At 47.8% G+C, this 16,866-nt stretch carries 11 protein-coding genes and 1 other annotated feature; of the genes, 7 read left to right on the top strand and 4 right to left on the bottom strand.

All coding sequences use genetic code 11. The features are described 5' to 3' along the window. Positions 1 to 3: 3 nt before the first annotated feature. Positions 4 to 633: a methylated-DNA--[protein]-cysteine S-methyltransferase gene (locus tag ACZLMD_RS07060; protein WP_118560131.1), complete on the top strand. Its 630-nt coding sequence runs from the start codon at positions 4 to 6 to the stop codon at positions 631 to 633. A 656-nt stretch (positions 634 to 1,289) separates the two neighbouring features. Here ACZLMD_RS07060 and ACZLMD_RS07055 read toward each other — a convergent pair. Both ACZLMD_RS07055 and ACZLMD_RS07050 read right to left on the bottom strand, forming a co-directional pair. Next, positions 1,290 to 2,174, bottom strand: a complete 885-nt coding sequence (locus tag ACZLMD_RS07055; protein ID WP_243100592.1) for a cation diffusion facilitator family transporter — start codon at positions 2,172 to 2,174, stop codon at positions 1,290 to 1,292. 66 nt (positions 2,175 to 2,240) lie between these two features. After that, on the bottom strand, positions 2,241 to 3,119 hold the full coding sequence (locus ACZLMD_RS07050; RefSeq protein WP_484106860.1) for a YitT family protein: 879 nt from the start codon (positions 3,117 to 3,119) through the stop codon (positions 2,241 to 2,243). Positions 3,120 to 3,338: 219 nt separating this feature from the next. Between ACZLMD_RS07050 and ACZLMD_RS07045 the strand changes: the two genes are divergently transcribed. After that, on the top strand, positions 3,339 to 4,745 hold the full coding sequence (locus ACZLMD_RS07045) for an amidophosphoribosyltransferase (RefSeq protein ID WP_022305420.1): 1,407 nt from the start codon (positions 3,339 to 3,341) through the stop codon (positions 4,743 to 4,745). 182 nt (positions 4,746 to 4,927) lie between these two features. Then, positions 4,928 to 5,236 (top strand) — a binding site (T-box leader). A 116-nt stretch (positions 5,237 to 5,352) separates the two neighbouring features. Continuing rightward, positions 5,353 to 7,041, top strand: a complete 1,689-nt coding sequence (locus tag ACZLMD_RS07040) for a carbon starvation CstA family protein (protein WP_118560127.1) — start codon at positions 5,353 to 5,355, stop codon at positions 7,039 to 7,041. Here the strand turns inward: ACZLMD_RS07040 and ACZLMD_RS07035 are convergent. Further along, positions 7,004 to 7,669: a Crp/Fnr family transcriptional regulator gene (locus ACZLMD_RS07035; protein WP_482522152.1), complete on the bottom strand. Its 666-nt coding sequence runs from the start codon at positions 7,667 to 7,669 to the stop codon at positions 7,004 to 7,006. The genes ACZLMD_RS07040 and ACZLMD_RS07035 overlap by 38 nt on opposite strands. 13 nt (positions 7,670 to 7,682) lie before the next feature. Beyond that, positions 7,683 to 8,513, bottom strand: coding sequence for an AraC family transcriptional regulator (locus tag ACZLMD_RS07030; protein WP_158577176.1), 831 nt, complete (start codon positions 8,511 to 8,513; stop codon positions 7,683 to 7,685). Positions 8,514 to 8,695: 182 nt separating this feature from the next. Here ACZLMD_RS07030 and ACZLMD_RS07025 point away from each other — a divergent pair, with 182 nt between their 5' ends. From ACZLMD_RS07025 to ACZLMD_RS07010, 4 genes are all read left to right on the top strand, one after another. Further along, entirely contained in the window at positions 8,696 to 12,193 is a 3,498-nt protein-coding gene (locus ACZLMD_RS07025) for a 3-keto-alpha-glucoside-1,2-lyase-like domain-containing protein (protein WP_489495409.1), read from the top strand. 135 nt (positions 12,194 to 12,328) lie between these two features. Further along, a complete protein-coding gene (gene trpS / locus ACZLMD_RS07020; RefSeq protein ID WP_482523028.1) occupies positions 12,329 to 13,390 on the top strand; it encodes a tryptophan--tRNA ligase in 1,062 nt (353 codons plus the stop codon). 306 nt (positions 13,391 to 13,696) lie between these two features. After that, positions 13,697 to 15,394: a protein kinase domain-containing protein gene (locus ACZLMD_RS07015; protein ID WP_489495408.1), complete on the top strand. Its 1,698-nt coding sequence runs from the start codon at positions 13,697 to 13,699 to the stop codon at positions 15,392 to 15,394. 25 nt (positions 15,395 to 15,419) lie between these two features. Further along, the gene (locus ACZLMD_RS07010; protein WP_489495407.1) at positions 15,420 to 16,835 is read left to right on the top strand and encodes a hypothetical protein; all 1,416 of its coding nucleotides are present in this window, start codon (positions 15,420 to 15,422) and stop codon (positions 16,833 to 16,835) included. Positions 16,836 to 16,866: the final 31 nt, after the last annotated feature.

Below are 16,866 nucleotides of genomic sequence, written 5' to 3'. Positions count from 1 at the left end.
TGTATGACAACAAGAGAAGAAGCACTGGAGTATGGACTTTCCCTTCCGGGTACGTATCAGGATGCTCCGTTTCGGGACGATAACTGGCAGCTTGTCCGGGTGAAGGGCAGTAAGAAAGCATTTCTCTGGACCTATGAGAGAGAGGGGCTGCTGAATCTGAATGTCAAGGCAGACCCGGAGTGGCGCGATTTCTGGCGCAGCGCTTATGAGGCGGTGATCCCGGGATGGCATCAGAATAAGGAGCACTGGAACACGATCATTCTGGATGGAAGCATTCCGGAAAAGGACATTCGCCGGATGATCAAGGAAAGCTATGATCTGGTGACGGACAGCCCGTCAAAGCGGATCTATGAAGCGGTGAAGCGGATTCCGAAGGGAAAGGTGGCAAGCTACAGTCAGGTGGCGGCGATGGCAGGTAATCCGCGAATGTGCCGTGCTGTTGGCAATGCACTTCATCATAACCCGGATCCGGAGAATATTCCGTGCTACCGGGTTGTCAATGCAAAGGGTGAATTATCCGGTGCTTTTGCATTCGGTGGAGCCGACGAGCAGGAGAGACGTCTCGCTGCGGACGGAATCCCGGTTATCAATGGAAAAGTCGATCTGGAAAAGTACGGATATTATGAGAAATAAAAGATATCGTGGACTACTTCACTCGTAATGAAGGGGTTGCCGATGCCATTTAATAAGGAACCAAGACTTTCCATATCTTAAAATGGTGTACGCCCATAATATTTCTTATGTCCGCTTATTTAGAAATCATATTTTGCCTGCCAATATATTAAAAATCCGTGAGTTATGATCAAAAAATTGTCTTGTCACTTACGGATTTCGAAAAATCTAATTGCTTTGCTGCTTTGATCCTCGATAAACGCATCCTGCCGTACTCGCCCCAAGGTGGGAATCAGATGTTTCGAAAGGCACTTGCACCCGCCGGTACTTACGCCCCATACAATTCAAATATTATTCTGTTCTAAATATAAATTTGTATGGGGCGTTATGTACCGCTGCGTGGTGCAGTGGTAGCGGGAGCGTGCCGTCCGAAATAGCTGAGTCCACCTATGGGGCTCAGTCGTGCGGATGCGTATTTATCAAAGCATTGCAAAGCAAAGATTTTTCAGAAATCCTACTGATCTGCGTCAATTTTTTGATCATAACTCACGGATCAACTTATTCCTCAGGCAAAATAGATATTTTATTTTTCGGACATAAGAAATATTATGGGCTGTCTCTATTCTGATAATGGAAAGTCTTGGTAAGGAATTAAAACGAAGAACAATTGGTCTAAATCAGTCCGGCAGACTTGGAATCAGCTCGACATAAACCTGATCGAAGGACTTTTTTAATTCTTCACGGATCTCGTTGCGAAGCTGCAAAAGGATCGTGGTATTGATCAGATTGTTGTGGCTTGTCATGTAGATTTCCACCCAGGTTTTGCGCCCGGTCTGGATCACGTCGAGAAATTCAATGTCATAATGGACCTTATCCATATGATGTTCGGCAACGTGGCGGATCATATCCATGATCTCCTCTTCCGGTGCAAACAAAACGAGACTTTTGAGGTTCACAATGATCATCTTGACCGGTTCGACCAGAAGCAGACATGCCATGACAATCGCAACGACCGGGTCAACATAGGCGGCGAGCCATGCGTAATCGGTCCGGTGAAGTGCCATCTGGACGAAAAAGGCAATCGATACACCGAGACTGGAGATCACATCCAGCTTCCAGATGTAGATTTCCGCTTTGATCGTAAGTGATGCATAGCGCCTACTGAAATAGTGCAGCAGAAGATAAATGATCAGACAGCCGAGACAGACGGCAAGCTCAAAAAAAGCAATCTTGCCGCCGTCCACCTGACGTCCGCCGTGCAGCAGGGAACGGATATTGTCCCAGACAAGGCTGGCGGTGATCGCCAGCAAAACACTGTATTTGATCACGACAAACAAAGACTCTACCTGGGAAAAGCCGTAGGGTCTTTTCTCCGTGACCGGCTTGTAAAGCAGCGGTACCAGCAGAAGAAACGGTCCGATCATGATCAGATCCGTTACGTCAAAAATACAGTCCATCAACAGGGAATGTGATTTCGTGACATATGCCATGATTCCCTCTGACAGCATGAAAAGAATACTGCCGATCAGAGAAATATTCATGATCCTTTTTTCGTTTTTCATTTTACTTTCATTTTCATTTTTCAATGTGATTTACCAGCCTCTCGTGCATATATTTTGATCTGCCGATCAGAGATGTTTTTCGTATTTGCCGCCAATGCCGATGCCGTCTTTCTCAACAATAAAGGCATGTTCATCGATCTGGCGCAGCTCACGGCGCAGATGGGCACATTCATATTTGGAAAGAACTGCCATGACCATGTAGGTCTTACCCTCGGTATAACCGCCGCGTGCCTCCCACCAGGTTGCATCCCGGTTAAAATCCTTTACGATATAATCCATGATCTTTACCGGATTGTTCTTGGTGAATATTAATACCTCCGTGTTAATATTCTGTGTGTGTGCCCGGTCGGTCATTAACATGCTGACTGCGGAATAAATGATACAGTAGATGGCAGTCTGGACACCGAACAATACTGCGCAGATCCCGTAGATCACAGCATTGACGCAGAGGGAGATCCTGCCGACGCTGAAATCCTTGAATCGCTTGGTAAAGTACATGCCGATAATATCAAGTCCTCCGCTTGAGCCGCCGGCGCGCAGGGCGATGCCAATGCCGGAGCCGGCAACGATGCCGCCGATAATGCTTGCGGTCAGTGTGTCGTTGACCAGTGGCGTGGATGGGATTGGCAGAAAGCTCAAAAATATCGTCTGACTGATCACGCAGATCAGCGTCCGTACAAAGAAGGAACGACTGACATAGTGCCATGCGATAAAGCACAGAGGAATATTAAAGATCATGTTAATGATACCGGCAATGTCTGTGGAGCCGGAAAATAAATGAAGATATTTGACCAGAACTGTCCGGATCAGCTGGCTGATTCCAAGCATGCCGCCGTTATACAGATCGGCGGGAACGATGAAAAAATTAATGCCGGCGGAAAAAATCAGCATTCCGGCAATTGCAAGGGTGATCTTGCCTAAAAAGTCTTTTTGTGTCTGTTTCATATGCTGCCTCATACTTTCTCCTGTGTGATTATCAGATCTGGCGGGACGATCCCGTGTAAGTTCATTATAACCGAAACGCACGGTGTTGAAAACCTTTCTTTGTTTTGGTACAATATTTTACAGACTGGCAAGAAACTGAAGAAACGAAAGAAAAGGTCTGATCCCTGGTGCGCCGGGACAGATTGCAGAAGCAGTGTGCGCACGGAAATGAGGAAAAACATGGGCGGATTTTTTGGAGTAGCGTCAAAGCAGGACTGCGTATTTGATCTGTTTTTTGGAATTGATTATCATTCCCATCTGGGAACAAGACGTGGAGGAATGGCAGTGTATAAGGATGGAGTGTTTAATCGTTCCATTCATAATATTGAGAATGCACCGTTCCGGACAAAGTTTGACAAGGATGTTCAGGAGATGCAGGGAGAGATGGGGATCGGATGTATTTCTGATTTCGAGCCTCAGCCACTGATCATCCGGTCACATCACGGAACCTATGCGATCACGACCGTAAGCAAGATCAACAATCAGGACGAGCTGGCGCAGAAGCTTTTTGAACATGGTCATGCGCATTTCCTGGAGATGAGTGGCGGCGATATCAATGCGACTGAGCTTGTGGCGGCACTGATCAACCAGAAGGAGAATCTCATCGAGGGAATACAGTATGCGCTGGAGCAGGTGGACGGCTCGCTGTCACTGCTTCTGATGACACCGGCAGGAATTTATGCTGCAAGAGACAGATACGGAAGAACTCCGATCGTTATCGGTAAGAATGAGCAGGGCTTCTGTGCGACCTTTGAAAGCTTTGCCTACAAGAATCTGGGCTATGAGGATTATAAGGAGCTGGGACCCGGCGAGATTGATGTGATCACACCGGAGCAGTGTCTGACGCTGGTTCAGCCGGGCAAGGATATGAAGATATGTACCTTCCTATGGGTGTATTACGGCTATCCGGCAAGCTCCTATGAGGGGATCAGTGTAGAGCGGATGCGTTACAACTGCGGTGCGAAGATGGCAGCGCGCGATAATGTGAAGCCGGATATTGTCGCAGGTGTTCCGGACTCCGGTGTGGCGCATGCGATCGGCTACGCCAATGCATCCGGCATTCCGTTTTCAAGACCGTTTATCAAGTATACACCGACTTGGCCGAGATCGTTTATGCCGACGATCCAGAGCCGTCGTAATCTGATCGCCAAGATGAAGCTTTTGGCAGTACAGGATCTGATCAAGGATAAGAGCCTGCTTCTGATCGACGATTCAATCGTGCGCGGAACACAGCTTCGCGAGACAACCGAGTTTTTATATCAGAGTGGAGCGAAGGAGGTACATATCCGTCCGGCATGCCCTCCGCTGGTGTATGGCTGCAAGTACCTTAACTTCTCGCGTTCCTCTTCCGAGATGGATCTGATCACAAGACGTGTGATCGAGAAGCTGGAAGGAACAGAGGTGACAGATGAGATCCTGCAGGAGTACACAGATCCGGAATCGCCAAAGTATGAGCAGATGGTGGAGGAGATCCGTAAAGAATTAAACTTTACGTCCCTTCGCTTTAATCGTCTGGACGATATGCTGGATGCGGTGGAGATCGACCGCTGTAAGCTTTGTACCTACTGCTGGGACGGCAGGGAATAACAGTAAGAAAATACTGCAGCTTAAGCCGGATGATTATGTACTCAAACCGGCACAGAAGGAGCGTATTTTTGATGTGTTAAAAAAACATCTTGGAGCATAGAAAGATGAATATAATTCATCATTAAAATTAAAAAAACTATTGACAAGCAAAAATCAAAGTGGTATCTTTTTTGTCGAACAAAACAAATTCGATGAACAGAACAGGGTTTTCTGATCGGAACGCATGGCAGAGAGCTGTCGGCAGGTGCGAGACAGTATGCAGATCGGAGAGCTATCCTCTGAGAGAAGTGCACTGAAATGGCAGCGTGGCTGCGACGGTAAGTGTCACCGGGATTCTCCCGTTACAGAGAAGCTTATTGAAGAAGTATCCACGATGTCTATAAGGCTATACCGGTTAATGAGACGTCAGATATTTCAGGAGATAGGACAGAGAGGTCGCATATGCGGCAATTAAAGTGGTACCGCGGAAGATATCAGCTTTCGTCTTTGATAAAATGCGATAAGCATTTTTTAAGACGAGGGCTTTTTTATTTTACCGGAAATAATTCATTCCCGTAAAATAAAAGCCGTGGAAATAATCAAACACCCAAAGGAAAGAGGTAATATTATGAATGGATTAGTAATCGTATTGATCAGCATTGTTGCTCTTGGTGCGGGTTATCTTTTCTATGGAAGATGGCTTGCTAAAAAGTGGGGACTGGACGAGAAGGCAAAGACGCCGGCGTACCAGTTTGAAGATGGTGAGGATTATGTGCCATCCTCCAAATTTACGGTATTTGCCCATCAGTTTTCATCCATCGCAGGTGCAGGTCCTGTGACCGGACCAATTTTGGCATCCGTATTTGGATGGGTTCCGGTTTTGTTATGGCTGATCATCGGCGGTCTTTTCTTCGGAGCCGTTCAGGATTTCGGTTCTCTGTACGCTTCTGTTAAGAACGAAGGAAAGTCCATGGGAATGATCATTGAGAAATATATCGGTAAAGCAGGACGTAAGCTGTTTATGTTGTTTTGCTGGCTGTTCACACTTCTTGTTATCGCAGCCTTCACCGATATGGTAGCAGGAACCTTTGTCGGTAAGGGACTGGAGGACAGCAACGTTGCCTATGCAAACTCCGCAGCCGCATCTATTTCCATGTTGTTTATATTAGTCGCTGTTGTTTTCGGTCTGATCCAGAAAAAGGTCGGCAAAATGAACGAGGTTGTGAAAGCCGTTGTTGCAATCGCACTTCTGGTTGTGATGTTTGCCATCGGTATGCATCTGCCGATCTATCAGACAAAGAATGCGTGGATCGGAATCATCATGGTTTATCTGTTCCTGGCATCTGTTATGCCAATGTGGCTTCTGATGCAGCCAAGAGATTACATGACAACCTTCATGCTGTTAGGTATGATCTTCGGTGCAGTGATCGGTGTTCTTTTCGCACACCCAACCATGAAGCTGAATGCATATAACGGATTTAACATTGGCGGTCAGGGTCTGTTCCCGACATTGTTTGTAACGATCGCCTGTGGTGCCGTATCCGGATTCCACAGTCTCGTTTCTTCCGGTACATCATCAAAGACAGTAAGCAATGAGAAGGATACGCCGATGATCGGTTATGGCGCAATGATCGTTGAGTCACTTCTCGGTGTTGTAGCACTTGTTGTTGTCGGCGCTGTTGCCGTCAATGGAACAAAGCCGGACGGTACCCCATTTGCAATCTTCTCTGCAGGTGTTGCAGGTTTCCTTGAGAAGCTCGGTGTTCCGGTGCAGCTCGCAACTGTATTTATGACAATGTGTGTATCTGCACTGGCACTTACCTCACTCGATTCCGTTGCCCGTATCGGTAGAATGTCCTTCCAGGAGCTGTTCCTTGGAGATACAACAGATACCGCAAAGATGACACCGGTACAGCGTGTACTTACGAATAAATATTTTGCAACGGTGATCACATTATTCTTCGGTTTCCTTCTGACTCTGGGCGGATACAACAACGTATGGCCGCTGTTTGGTTCTGCAAACCAGCTGTTAGCAGCACTTGTACTGATCGCACTGGCTGTATTCTTAAAGACAACAGGAAGAACCGGCTGGACATTGTACATCCCAATGGTTGTTATGCTTGTTGTAACCTTCACGGCACTGATCCAGAAGACGATCGCACTGGTATCAAACATTGCTGCAGGTAAAGCAGTATTTTTGATCGACGGACTGCAGTTGATCGTTGCAGTTCTTCTGATGGTACTTGGTGTTATGGTTGCAATCAGTTGTTTAAAGAAGCTTAGTGAGATTCATTCAAAGCAGGATGTAGCAGAGTAAATGAATTCTTGTGAAATGTAAGAAATCCATCATCCCGCATTTTGCCGAGCTCCTTGGAGAGCGCACTGCGGTCCAGATTTAAGAAATCTGCCATCTGCTGGCGGTTGAACGGTATCTCAAAGCTTTCGCTTCCGCATTTCTGAGACTGGGAGGAAAGATAAGTGAGCAGACGTTCGCGGATGGTTTTCGGGCTGGTGCAGAAAATGCGGTGGGACAGGGTAAGATTTTTGTGGACAGAAATGCTGAGCATATTGCTCAGCATTTTTTGATGCCACGAATATCCGGACAAGCTGTTATCGCGAAGAAATGTGACATCCATAAAAAGGATCCGGCAGTCGCTTGCCGCCACAACATCCACCATCATCGGCTCATGGCTTAAGCTGTAGGTCTCGGCAAATACACCGCCGGCACCCACCTCGCTTAACAGACTTGTGCTGCCCCAGAAGTCCGTATTTTCAATATGAACACTGCCGGTCAGGATAATGCCGGTCTCCGTGACAAGGTCGGCGTTCTGGAAGATCAGTGCCCCCTTTGTAAATTCCTTCTCATGAATGCGGGTATGGTTGGTCAGCTCCTGATATTCGCCTGTAGTCAATCCGCGGAAAATCGGATGAAGATTATGATTCATAGGGACCTCTTTTCTATAGCTGGTTCAATGTATGGTTGCGGTAGGTGGTCGGCGTCATGCCGGAGTGTCGTTTAAATTCTTTGCAGAAATAATTCAGATTATTAAATCCGACACGCTCACTGATCTGCGAGACGCTCAGTTCGGAATGTGCCAGAAGCTCGCTGGCATGACGCAGCCGGATCTGTGTCACATATGCCATCGGACGGGTATTTAGACACTCGCGGAACATCCGGCACAGATGCTGCGGCGAGACGTGAAGCTGCTCGCAGAGCATCGGCTGTGTGATCTCCGAGTCAAAATTATGTTCAATAAATTCGATCAGTGGCGTAAGACGGCGGCGGTACTGTGCAGATTTCGGAGAGGAATGCTCCTTGTACTGGCGGTAAAACTCAAACAGGAATTCATAGGTGTAGGATGCCGAGAAAAAGATGCTTTCCTTTGTGTTGATCTGAAACGCCATATGGATTTTATTGTGGATCTCATCGAGAGCACCAAGATTGGTGATCGGAAAAATGCGGCACCGGTCAAAGCCAAACTGCTTTAACAGAGCAACCGTTCCATCGCCGTAAGGCACAAACCAGCGCACGTCCCAGATGTCCTCCGTGACCGCCTCATAGTAGTGGGGAACATTGGCAGGCAGAAATATGATCGAATGCTCCGGGATAATATGTGTCTTTCCCTCGGTGATCAGCTTTCCGCTGCCTTTGTTGCTGTAAAGAAACTGCGGATACGGATAGCCGTTTTCGCGTGGTGTCGGGTACTGCCACAGGTGCATACCGACGCTGATTGTATAAAACGGAAGCTCCTTAACCGGAGTGATGTCAGGATAACAGATAAACCACATAAGCTCTCCTTTCTTAAAATGCTCTGATATATATATGTTCATTTTGTTCAAATATGATAATATCATTGATTGCCGTAAATATCAATAAACTGTAAAATTGAAATATCTGGTAAAGTAAATAAATGCCAATATTCATGTTGTGGATGTGAACATTGGCGGGCAAAAAACAGGAGGTATTTGGAATGAGATGCAGGGTGTTTCAAAGAGTATGTGTTGGTATTCTGAGTCTGTCGCTTCTTGTGACCGGTATGCCGTTTTGCGGTGGGGGCGTGAAAACGCAGGCAGCAGGTGTACAAAGCGGCGTGACAGAGAAGAAGAGTGCTGCGAAGGAGAAAAGCGGCAGTATTACCGTGGATGGCAATGATATCCGCGCCAACAATGTGAACGGATTGACGTATAAGGGTTTTGGTCTGTTGAGTGCCAATTCCACCAGTGATCTTCTTATGGATTACAAGGCACAGAATCCGGAGGCATATGCAGAGCTTCTTCAGTATCTGTTCGGAGGAAAATATCCGATCATGACGCATGTGAAGCTGGAGATGGGAAATGACCGGAACAATTCGACCGGCTCTGAGGCTTCGACTAAGCGCAGCCGCTATGAGAAGGCAAATGTTCTCCGTAATCCGGGCTGGCAGCTGGCGGCAGATGCCAAAAAGATCAATCCGGATATCAAGGTCAGCATTTTACGTTGGAATGCGCCGGAGTGGGTTAAATCGATTGAGGATGTATACAAGTGGTATAAGGCAACGATCCTGGCAGCGTACCGTCAGTATGGTTATATGGTGGATTATATCAATCCAAATGTGAATGAAGCCTGGAATAAAAAGACCGATGTGGATTACACGAAGAAATTTGCGGGTTGGATTGCATCGGAAAATGAAAAGACAATTCCGGATGCAAAGGAGAGAGCTTTGTTTCAGAAGATAAAGCTTGTGGTGTCTGATGAGGCGACAAGCATTTCTTCAGACATTGTCGCTTCCATGAAATCAGACGGCGGCTTCTATCATGCGGTGGATGTGGTCGGTTATCACTATACCACCTCCGATGATAAAAACGGCGGCATGAAATGGCTTGCCGAGGGTGCTGATAAAGAGGTTTGGAACAGCGAAGCGCAGGCGGTGTTTTCAAACTCCGCATTCCGTCCGTCTAACAATGTCAAGGATCCAACGACCGAGGGAACAGGACTTGGCGGTACGGGAAGTGCGTTGGAGATGGGCAATACATTTATCAAGGGCTTCGTAAAGTCAAGACGAACCCATGTGGTCTATCAGCCGGCGATCGGTTCCTTCTATGAGGGAGGACAGTTTTCCTTTAAGGAGCTTGTCAGTGCGAGAGATCCATGGTCCGGCTGGATCCATTATGATGCAGGTCTGCTTGTTCTGGCACATCTGAGCAAGTTTGCTGTGACAGGCTGGGAAAATGAGGATAATACAGCGGGAATCTGGCGTGCGATTCCTGAGGCGAGCAATTCGACGGCATCCGGAACGAATCCGGTGGATGGAAGACGCGGCGGCGAAAACTATATGACACTCGCAGCACCGTCAAAGGATGCATTTTCTTCAGTGATCGTCAATGACAGTGAGTATCCGATGTCTTATCAGATCAATGTGAAGAACATGAAGCTTTCTGACAATCAGAAGCTTGCTGTATGGGAAACAAGGGCTGCTGATGATGGAAGATTTAATGAAAATTATATGAAATGTACAGGAAGCGTTTCAGCGGGAGAGGACGGCTCTTATGTGGTAAAGGTAAAACCGTTTTCAGTTGTGACAGTCACGACGCTTGATGTGGATGACGATGAGGAACACACAAAAGCACTTCCGGTTGAGGGAGAAAGAACGGTTCTTGATACCGATGAAACAGGAGATGCGCAGGACACCTCAAATGGTATTTTATATGCGGATGATTTTGAGTATACCGGCAAGCGTGTTGCTGTCATTGCCACACATGGCGCAGTCAGTCAGGAAACAGAGGATTATATCAGCTCTCGCGGTGGCGATTCCGGTGCGATGGCACGTTATACGCATACACTCAACGGTGCCTTTGAGGCATACAAAACAGTGGACGGAAACCGGGTGCTCCGCCAGCAGCTTGACCAAACGGAGAATGGTGTGGGACACAGCTGGAATGACGGAGATGCAGTTACCCTGCTCGGTGATTTCCGCTGGTGTAACTATACTGCATCGGTAGATGTTCTGTTTGAAAATAATGTGAGCAAAGCATATGGATCCGTGGCGATCCGTCAGACAGGAGGCTCTCAGAAACTGGAGGATAGCTCGGGCTACACCTTCCGTGTCAGTGCATCGGGAGCATGGAAGCTTTACAGAAAGGATAAGGTGGTGCTTTCCGGAACGGCTTCGGATCAGGAGAGCTTTAAGAAGGGCGCCTTTGTATGGAACAATTTAAAACTGAAGGGTGCAGGAGCAACGATCACCGCTTATATCAATAATTGTCCGGTGGCAGAATATACCGATGAAAATCCGATCACCTCAGGAAGGATTGGTCTTGGTTCTTCCTATACGCATACAGAGTTTGATAATCTGCGTGTGATGAAGATCAAAGGATATGTTCCGTATTATACAGAGCTTTTGGATAACATGGAGACCTATGATCTGACACCGGAGAAAAATACAAAGCTTGTTTATCAGGGAACATGGAGTCATGCAAATGGAAAGGGCATGTATGTATACCAGAGAAGCATGTCCGAGACAAGTGAGGCGGGAGCTTCACTCACATACAGCTTCACAGGAACCGGGATGGAGGTGTTAGCAAAAACAAGTGAGGCGGGTACTGTACTTGTCTCTGTGGATGGCGGACAGCCGGAGGAGAGAAAGCTTCAGAAGGCAGACAACATGAATATGAGTTGTTCTGTTTCCGGGCTGGAATATAAGAAGCATACCGTCACGATCGCCCTGAAGGAGGGAAAATTCTTTGTGGATATGGTCGGTGTACTTGGAGATGTCTGTGAAATCAGTGATGAAAATACATTGACAGAAAACTGGAAGGATAAGAGAAATAACGATCCGACGGTTATTCCGACACAGACACCAACGCCGGAGGGTCCGGAGGAGGCACTGATACCGGATGCTCTGACAACGCCGGTGCCAACGGTGCCATCGATCGTTTATACGACACCGTCACCGGTAACACCGGCACCGGTAACGCCGGCACCGCAGGAGACAGCACCGTCACCGGTCATGACACCGGCAACAAGTGGACAGCCGCATGCAACTCCTGTCGTATCGGGAACACAGGACGGCACCGGGCAGATTGCGCAGACACAGGCACCACAGGAGACAACGGCACAGGATCAGTATTTTACCTCAGGCAATGCAACATACCGGATCATCAGTGCTAAGAAAAAGACTGCTGCATTCGTGGGTCTGCAGAAGAAAAATGTCAAAGCCTTTGTGATTCCGGCATCCGTAAAGGACAAACGCACGGGAAAGGCGGTTGTTTACCGGGTGACTGCGATTGATAAGAAGGCATTCGCCGGCTGTGGCAAGTTAAAAAAGCTGCAGATCAAATCGAAAAAGCTTACATCCATCGGGAAAAATGCATTTACCGGAATACAGAAAAATGCAGTGATTTCCTGTCCGTCCGCTTGTCGCAAGGCATACAGGAAGCTCATTACCGCCAAAACAGGTTTTAAAAAGAAGACCATGAAAATTTTATTCTAGTCTTTTTTGACACAGCCTTCATTTCCATATATAATGAAAGGAAAGCACAGACTTGAATAAGAGGAAACGGACATACGGCAGCCGGAGGTGTTTGGATGACCGGAAGGTGCTTTGGAATGGAGGAGACTAGATAAAATGAAACAGGTTATTTTGACCGGAGACCGTCCGACCGGACGTCTTCATGTAGGACATTATGTAGGTTCCCTGAAGGAGCGTGTGAGACTGCAGAATTCAGGAGACTTTGATGAGATTTATATTATGATCGCAGATGCACAGGCACTTACTGACAATGCGGAGCATCCGGAGAAGGTTCGCAGCAATATCATGCAGGTAGCACTGGATTATCTGGCATGCGGACTTGATCCGGAGAAGTCTACGATTTTTATTCAGTCCATGGTACCGGAGCTGACAGAGTTATCCTTTTATTATATGAATCTGGTGACTGTATCCAGAGTGCAGAGAAACCCTACGGTAAAGGCTGAGATTAAGATGCGTAATTTCGAGGCAAGTATCCCGGTCGGTTTCTTCTGTTACCCGATCAGCCAGGCAGCAGATATCACGGCATTCCGTGCAACGGTCGTTCCGGCAGGTGAGGATCAGATGCCGATGGTGGAGCAGTGTAAGGAAATCGTACATAAGTTTAATTCCGTGTATGGCGAGACACTGACGGATCCGAAGATCGTGCTTCCGGACAATTCCGCATGCTTACGTCTTCCGGGTATCGATGGAAAGGCGAAGATGAGTAAATCACTCGGCAACTGCATTTATCTGTCTGAGGAGCCGGAGGAGATCCGGAAGAAGGTCATGTCTATGTATACTGATCCGAACCATATCCGCGTAGAGGATCCGGGTCAGATTGAGGGCAACACAGTGTTTACTTATCTGGATGCGTTCTGCAAACCGGAATATTTTGAGGAATTTCTGCCGGACTACAGCAGTCTTGATGAGTTGAAGGAGCATTATTCCCGCGGCGGGCTCGGCGATGTCAAGGTGAAGAAGTTCCTGAACAACGTAATGCAGACGGAGCTGGCACCGATCCGTGAGCGTCGTCAGATGTGGGAGAAACGTCTGCCGGATGTTTATGATATCCTCAGGGAGGGCAGCAGGAAGGCAGAGGCGGTAGCTGCACAGACACTGGCTGATGTGCGTCATGCAATGCGTATTGACTACTTTGTTGATGATAACCTGCTGAAGTAATACAAGGGGCAAAACAGATAGCAATGAAGCAATCCGTTGTCTCATTTAGCAGCACAGAATTTTTGTCTTGATATTAATGAAATATATACAATTGACGGATAATCTCATGTTTTACCGGAAGACAGACTCCTGCGACAGCGGGGGTCTGTTTTTTCTTTGGGGACTATGATAAACTGGAAATGACGAAGGTACGATTATAATAATGAAAAAAACGGAAAGATTTTCGTTCCGCAAATGTTTTATAATCAATGAAGTATGACATTATAAAACATTACATAAGAACAAGAAGATAAAAGTTGGTGAAATATGAAAGTAAATGGAAGAGAACGGTGTGTTGGCTGCATGAAGCCGTTGACCGCAGAGGGACGCTGTGCTTATTGCGGGCTGCAGCAGGATAAATACCGCCCGATACCGCGTTGTCTGCGCCCCGGTATGTGTCTGCGTGACCGGTATGTTCTCGGCAGGGTGCTCGGGGAGGGCAGCTTCGGGATCAGTTATATTGCATGGGACTGCCTTCTGGATACGGTGGTAGCGATCAAGGAATATTTTCCGGCAAGCCTTGTCAGCCGCCATATCAGCGAGGAGGACGAGGATACCAATGTATACATATATGAGAAAAGGGAAAGCCGGAAGTATCAGGAAAGCTTAAAGAAATATCTGGGAGAGGCGAAAAGTCTTTCTGCTTATTATGATCTGGACGGAATCGTATCGGTGCGGGACTTTTTCTATGCCAACAATACCGCTTATATCGTGATGGGGTATGTGGATGGCATCAGTGTGAAGGAATATGTGGAAAAGAACGGTCCGATCGAGGGAGAGAAGTTTCTGCGGATGCTGGAGCCGGTGATCAAATCACTGGCAAAGGTACATCAGACCGGAGTTTTACACAGGGATATCAGTCCGGATAATATGCTGCTGACCCGTGATGAGAAGCTTGTGCTGATCGACTTTGGTGCCGCAAGAAAAGAAAATATCAATATGACGCGCAGTATGACGGTTGTGTTTAAGCGTGGCTTTTCGCCGGAGGAGCAGTATCGGACGAGAGGGCAGCAGGGGGCGTGGACCGATGTGTACGCACTTTGTGCCACGGCATATTATGCACTGACCGGCAAGGCTCCGGACGAATCGATCCAGCGTGTGCTGGAGGATGATATGCCATCGTTGACGGAGATGACGGACGTTGATCTGCCGATGCGGCAGAAGAGAGCGTTTATGAAGGGAATGACGGTGGATTTTCATCACCGTTACCAGACGATGGATGAGCTGTATCAGGGACTTTATCAGCAAGGCAGAGATAAGAAGCGTCTCGGGGTGTGGTTTGCGGGAACGGCTGCTGTGCTTGCCTGTGTGGCATTGCTTGGAACGGGGGCGGCATACGGACTTCATAAGCACAGTCAGGCGAAGAAGGATGCGATACAGACAGAAGCGCCGCAGCAGACAGCATTTGCAGTGGCAACGGTGACACCGTATGCGGCAGATGTGCAGGAATACCAGATGATCAGCTTCAAGAGCATGACGAAAAAGGAAGCATTAAAAGCACTAGCCGGGCAGGATACGGAGCTTTCCGTGCAGTGGAAGTACAGGTACAGCAGCCGGATCAAAAAGGGCAGGATCGTATCGCAGAGTATTCCGGCAAAGACAAGATACCGCGGGGAAACCTATTCCAAAATTGTGCTGACGATCAGCAAAGGCAAAAGAAAAACAGAAGTTCCAAAGCTGACCGGCGTGAGCAAAGAGCGTGCGCGCACCCTTCTGAAGGAAAGAAAGCTTCACTGGACATGGAAAGAGGTCGAACAGGAAGGAACGGAAAGAATTGTTGCTTCGCAGAGCAGGACGGCAGGAAGTAAGGTTCCGGTAGGGACAACGATCGTTGTGACCATTACCAGAAAGCCGAAGCAGCAGATCGTGGCAACAGCGCAGCCGAAGGCTACGGCAGCACCAAAGACAGGGACAAAGGCACAGAAGAAATCCGATTCGGGGCAGTTTGTAGGCGTGATTCCGTGATCATTATAAAACAGGGAGAGAGACAATGGGAACACATAGAAAAACATTTACCATGGCATTGATGAATATCAAGCAGGAGGCACATTTCCGTGATTTTTCCGAATTTATCATGGAAAAGCTGGATATGCTTCCGGAGGATGAGATCACGGAGGAGATGCGAAGAGAGGCATACAAAAGATTTCGGGAACAGACGGGAAAGGAAGCCTTTGCAACGCTTCCGACGATCCGCAAGTGGTTTGGGATCGGCGGCAGTGCTGTTCCGGACAGGGAACAGGTTTACCGGATCTGTCTGGCGATGGGACTGAGCGTGGCGGACTGTCAGGAATATCTGATCTATGGGATTCATGAGCCGGCATTTCAGGTCAATGATTACCGGGAGGTGATCCTGGTATACGGTCTGGAGAATCACAAAAACTACGAGCAGTGCCAGCAGATGATCCTTGACTTTGAACAGCGGCTGACCCATGTGATGAGCTTTGCACAGACCTGTGGAACACAGACGCTGATGGGCGAGTTTCAGGTGCGAAAGACTTTGGAATGGGAGGAGTTTCTTGGCTGGATGTTGGAAAATGCCTCCAGCTTCAAGGGTTACAGCAAGACAACGTTAGATTATTTCCACAAATACAAAAAGCTGATCCTGCAGTATGCCAAGAAGGATGCGCAGGAGGAACTGGAACGTCTTTTGTCAGAGACGGATTACTCCGTGTGGTGCCAGCATCGTCTGTATGATCCGCGCAATTACCGCAAAAACGTCCGTAAGTATGTGAATGCGCAGTCTAAGGGCAGAAAGAAAACGATTTCGGATGGTCTGAAGGCCAGCATTACCGAACTTTGTTCGTTAGCGTATACCGAGAAGGAATCCAATGCACGACTGTTATCGGAGGTGTTTCAGCCCAAGAAGGATGATAAGGAAAGTACGCCGGATTTTCAGTCGGTCAACAGCATGACGGAGAAGCATCTTTCGGATCTGCTCAACGTTCCGCTTCATAAGGAAAGATTCTTTCAGACAAGACAGGCGGAGCTTGAGCTGGAGAACATGGGTGAGGAGAGCGAATGTCCGGTATGGATCTTAAAGCTTTCGCAGGAGTATGGGCGCGGAATGAACAGGAATGCAACGGTGGGAGAGGCAAAGGAATGGATCGCATCCTACCGGAAGGAGAATAAGCGCCGTTGTCTGCAGATTCAGAGACAGGATATTCTTCCTCTGATCCTTTATGTGGCGCAGCACCGTTATCTGGAGGAAATCGGGCAGGATATGTCCTCATATCGTCAGAAGGATGCCCTGGAGTTGTTTCGGACACTGGCGGACTCCACACTGGCAGCCTGCAACATGAGCCGGCTGAACGAAGCATACGAGCTTGATGTTGTTCTCTGTGCCTGCTATCAGGCGGAGGAAATGTTTGGCTATGCGGAGCTTCTGGAGCTGAAACTGACAAAATAGGAATTACATGTATAATAAATCTGCCGGTGTG

The organism is Jutongia sp. (assembly GCF_057878315.1).
The sequence above is the reverse complement of the archived record's forward strand: the minus strand, read 5'-3'. Positions and strand labels throughout refer to the sequence as shown.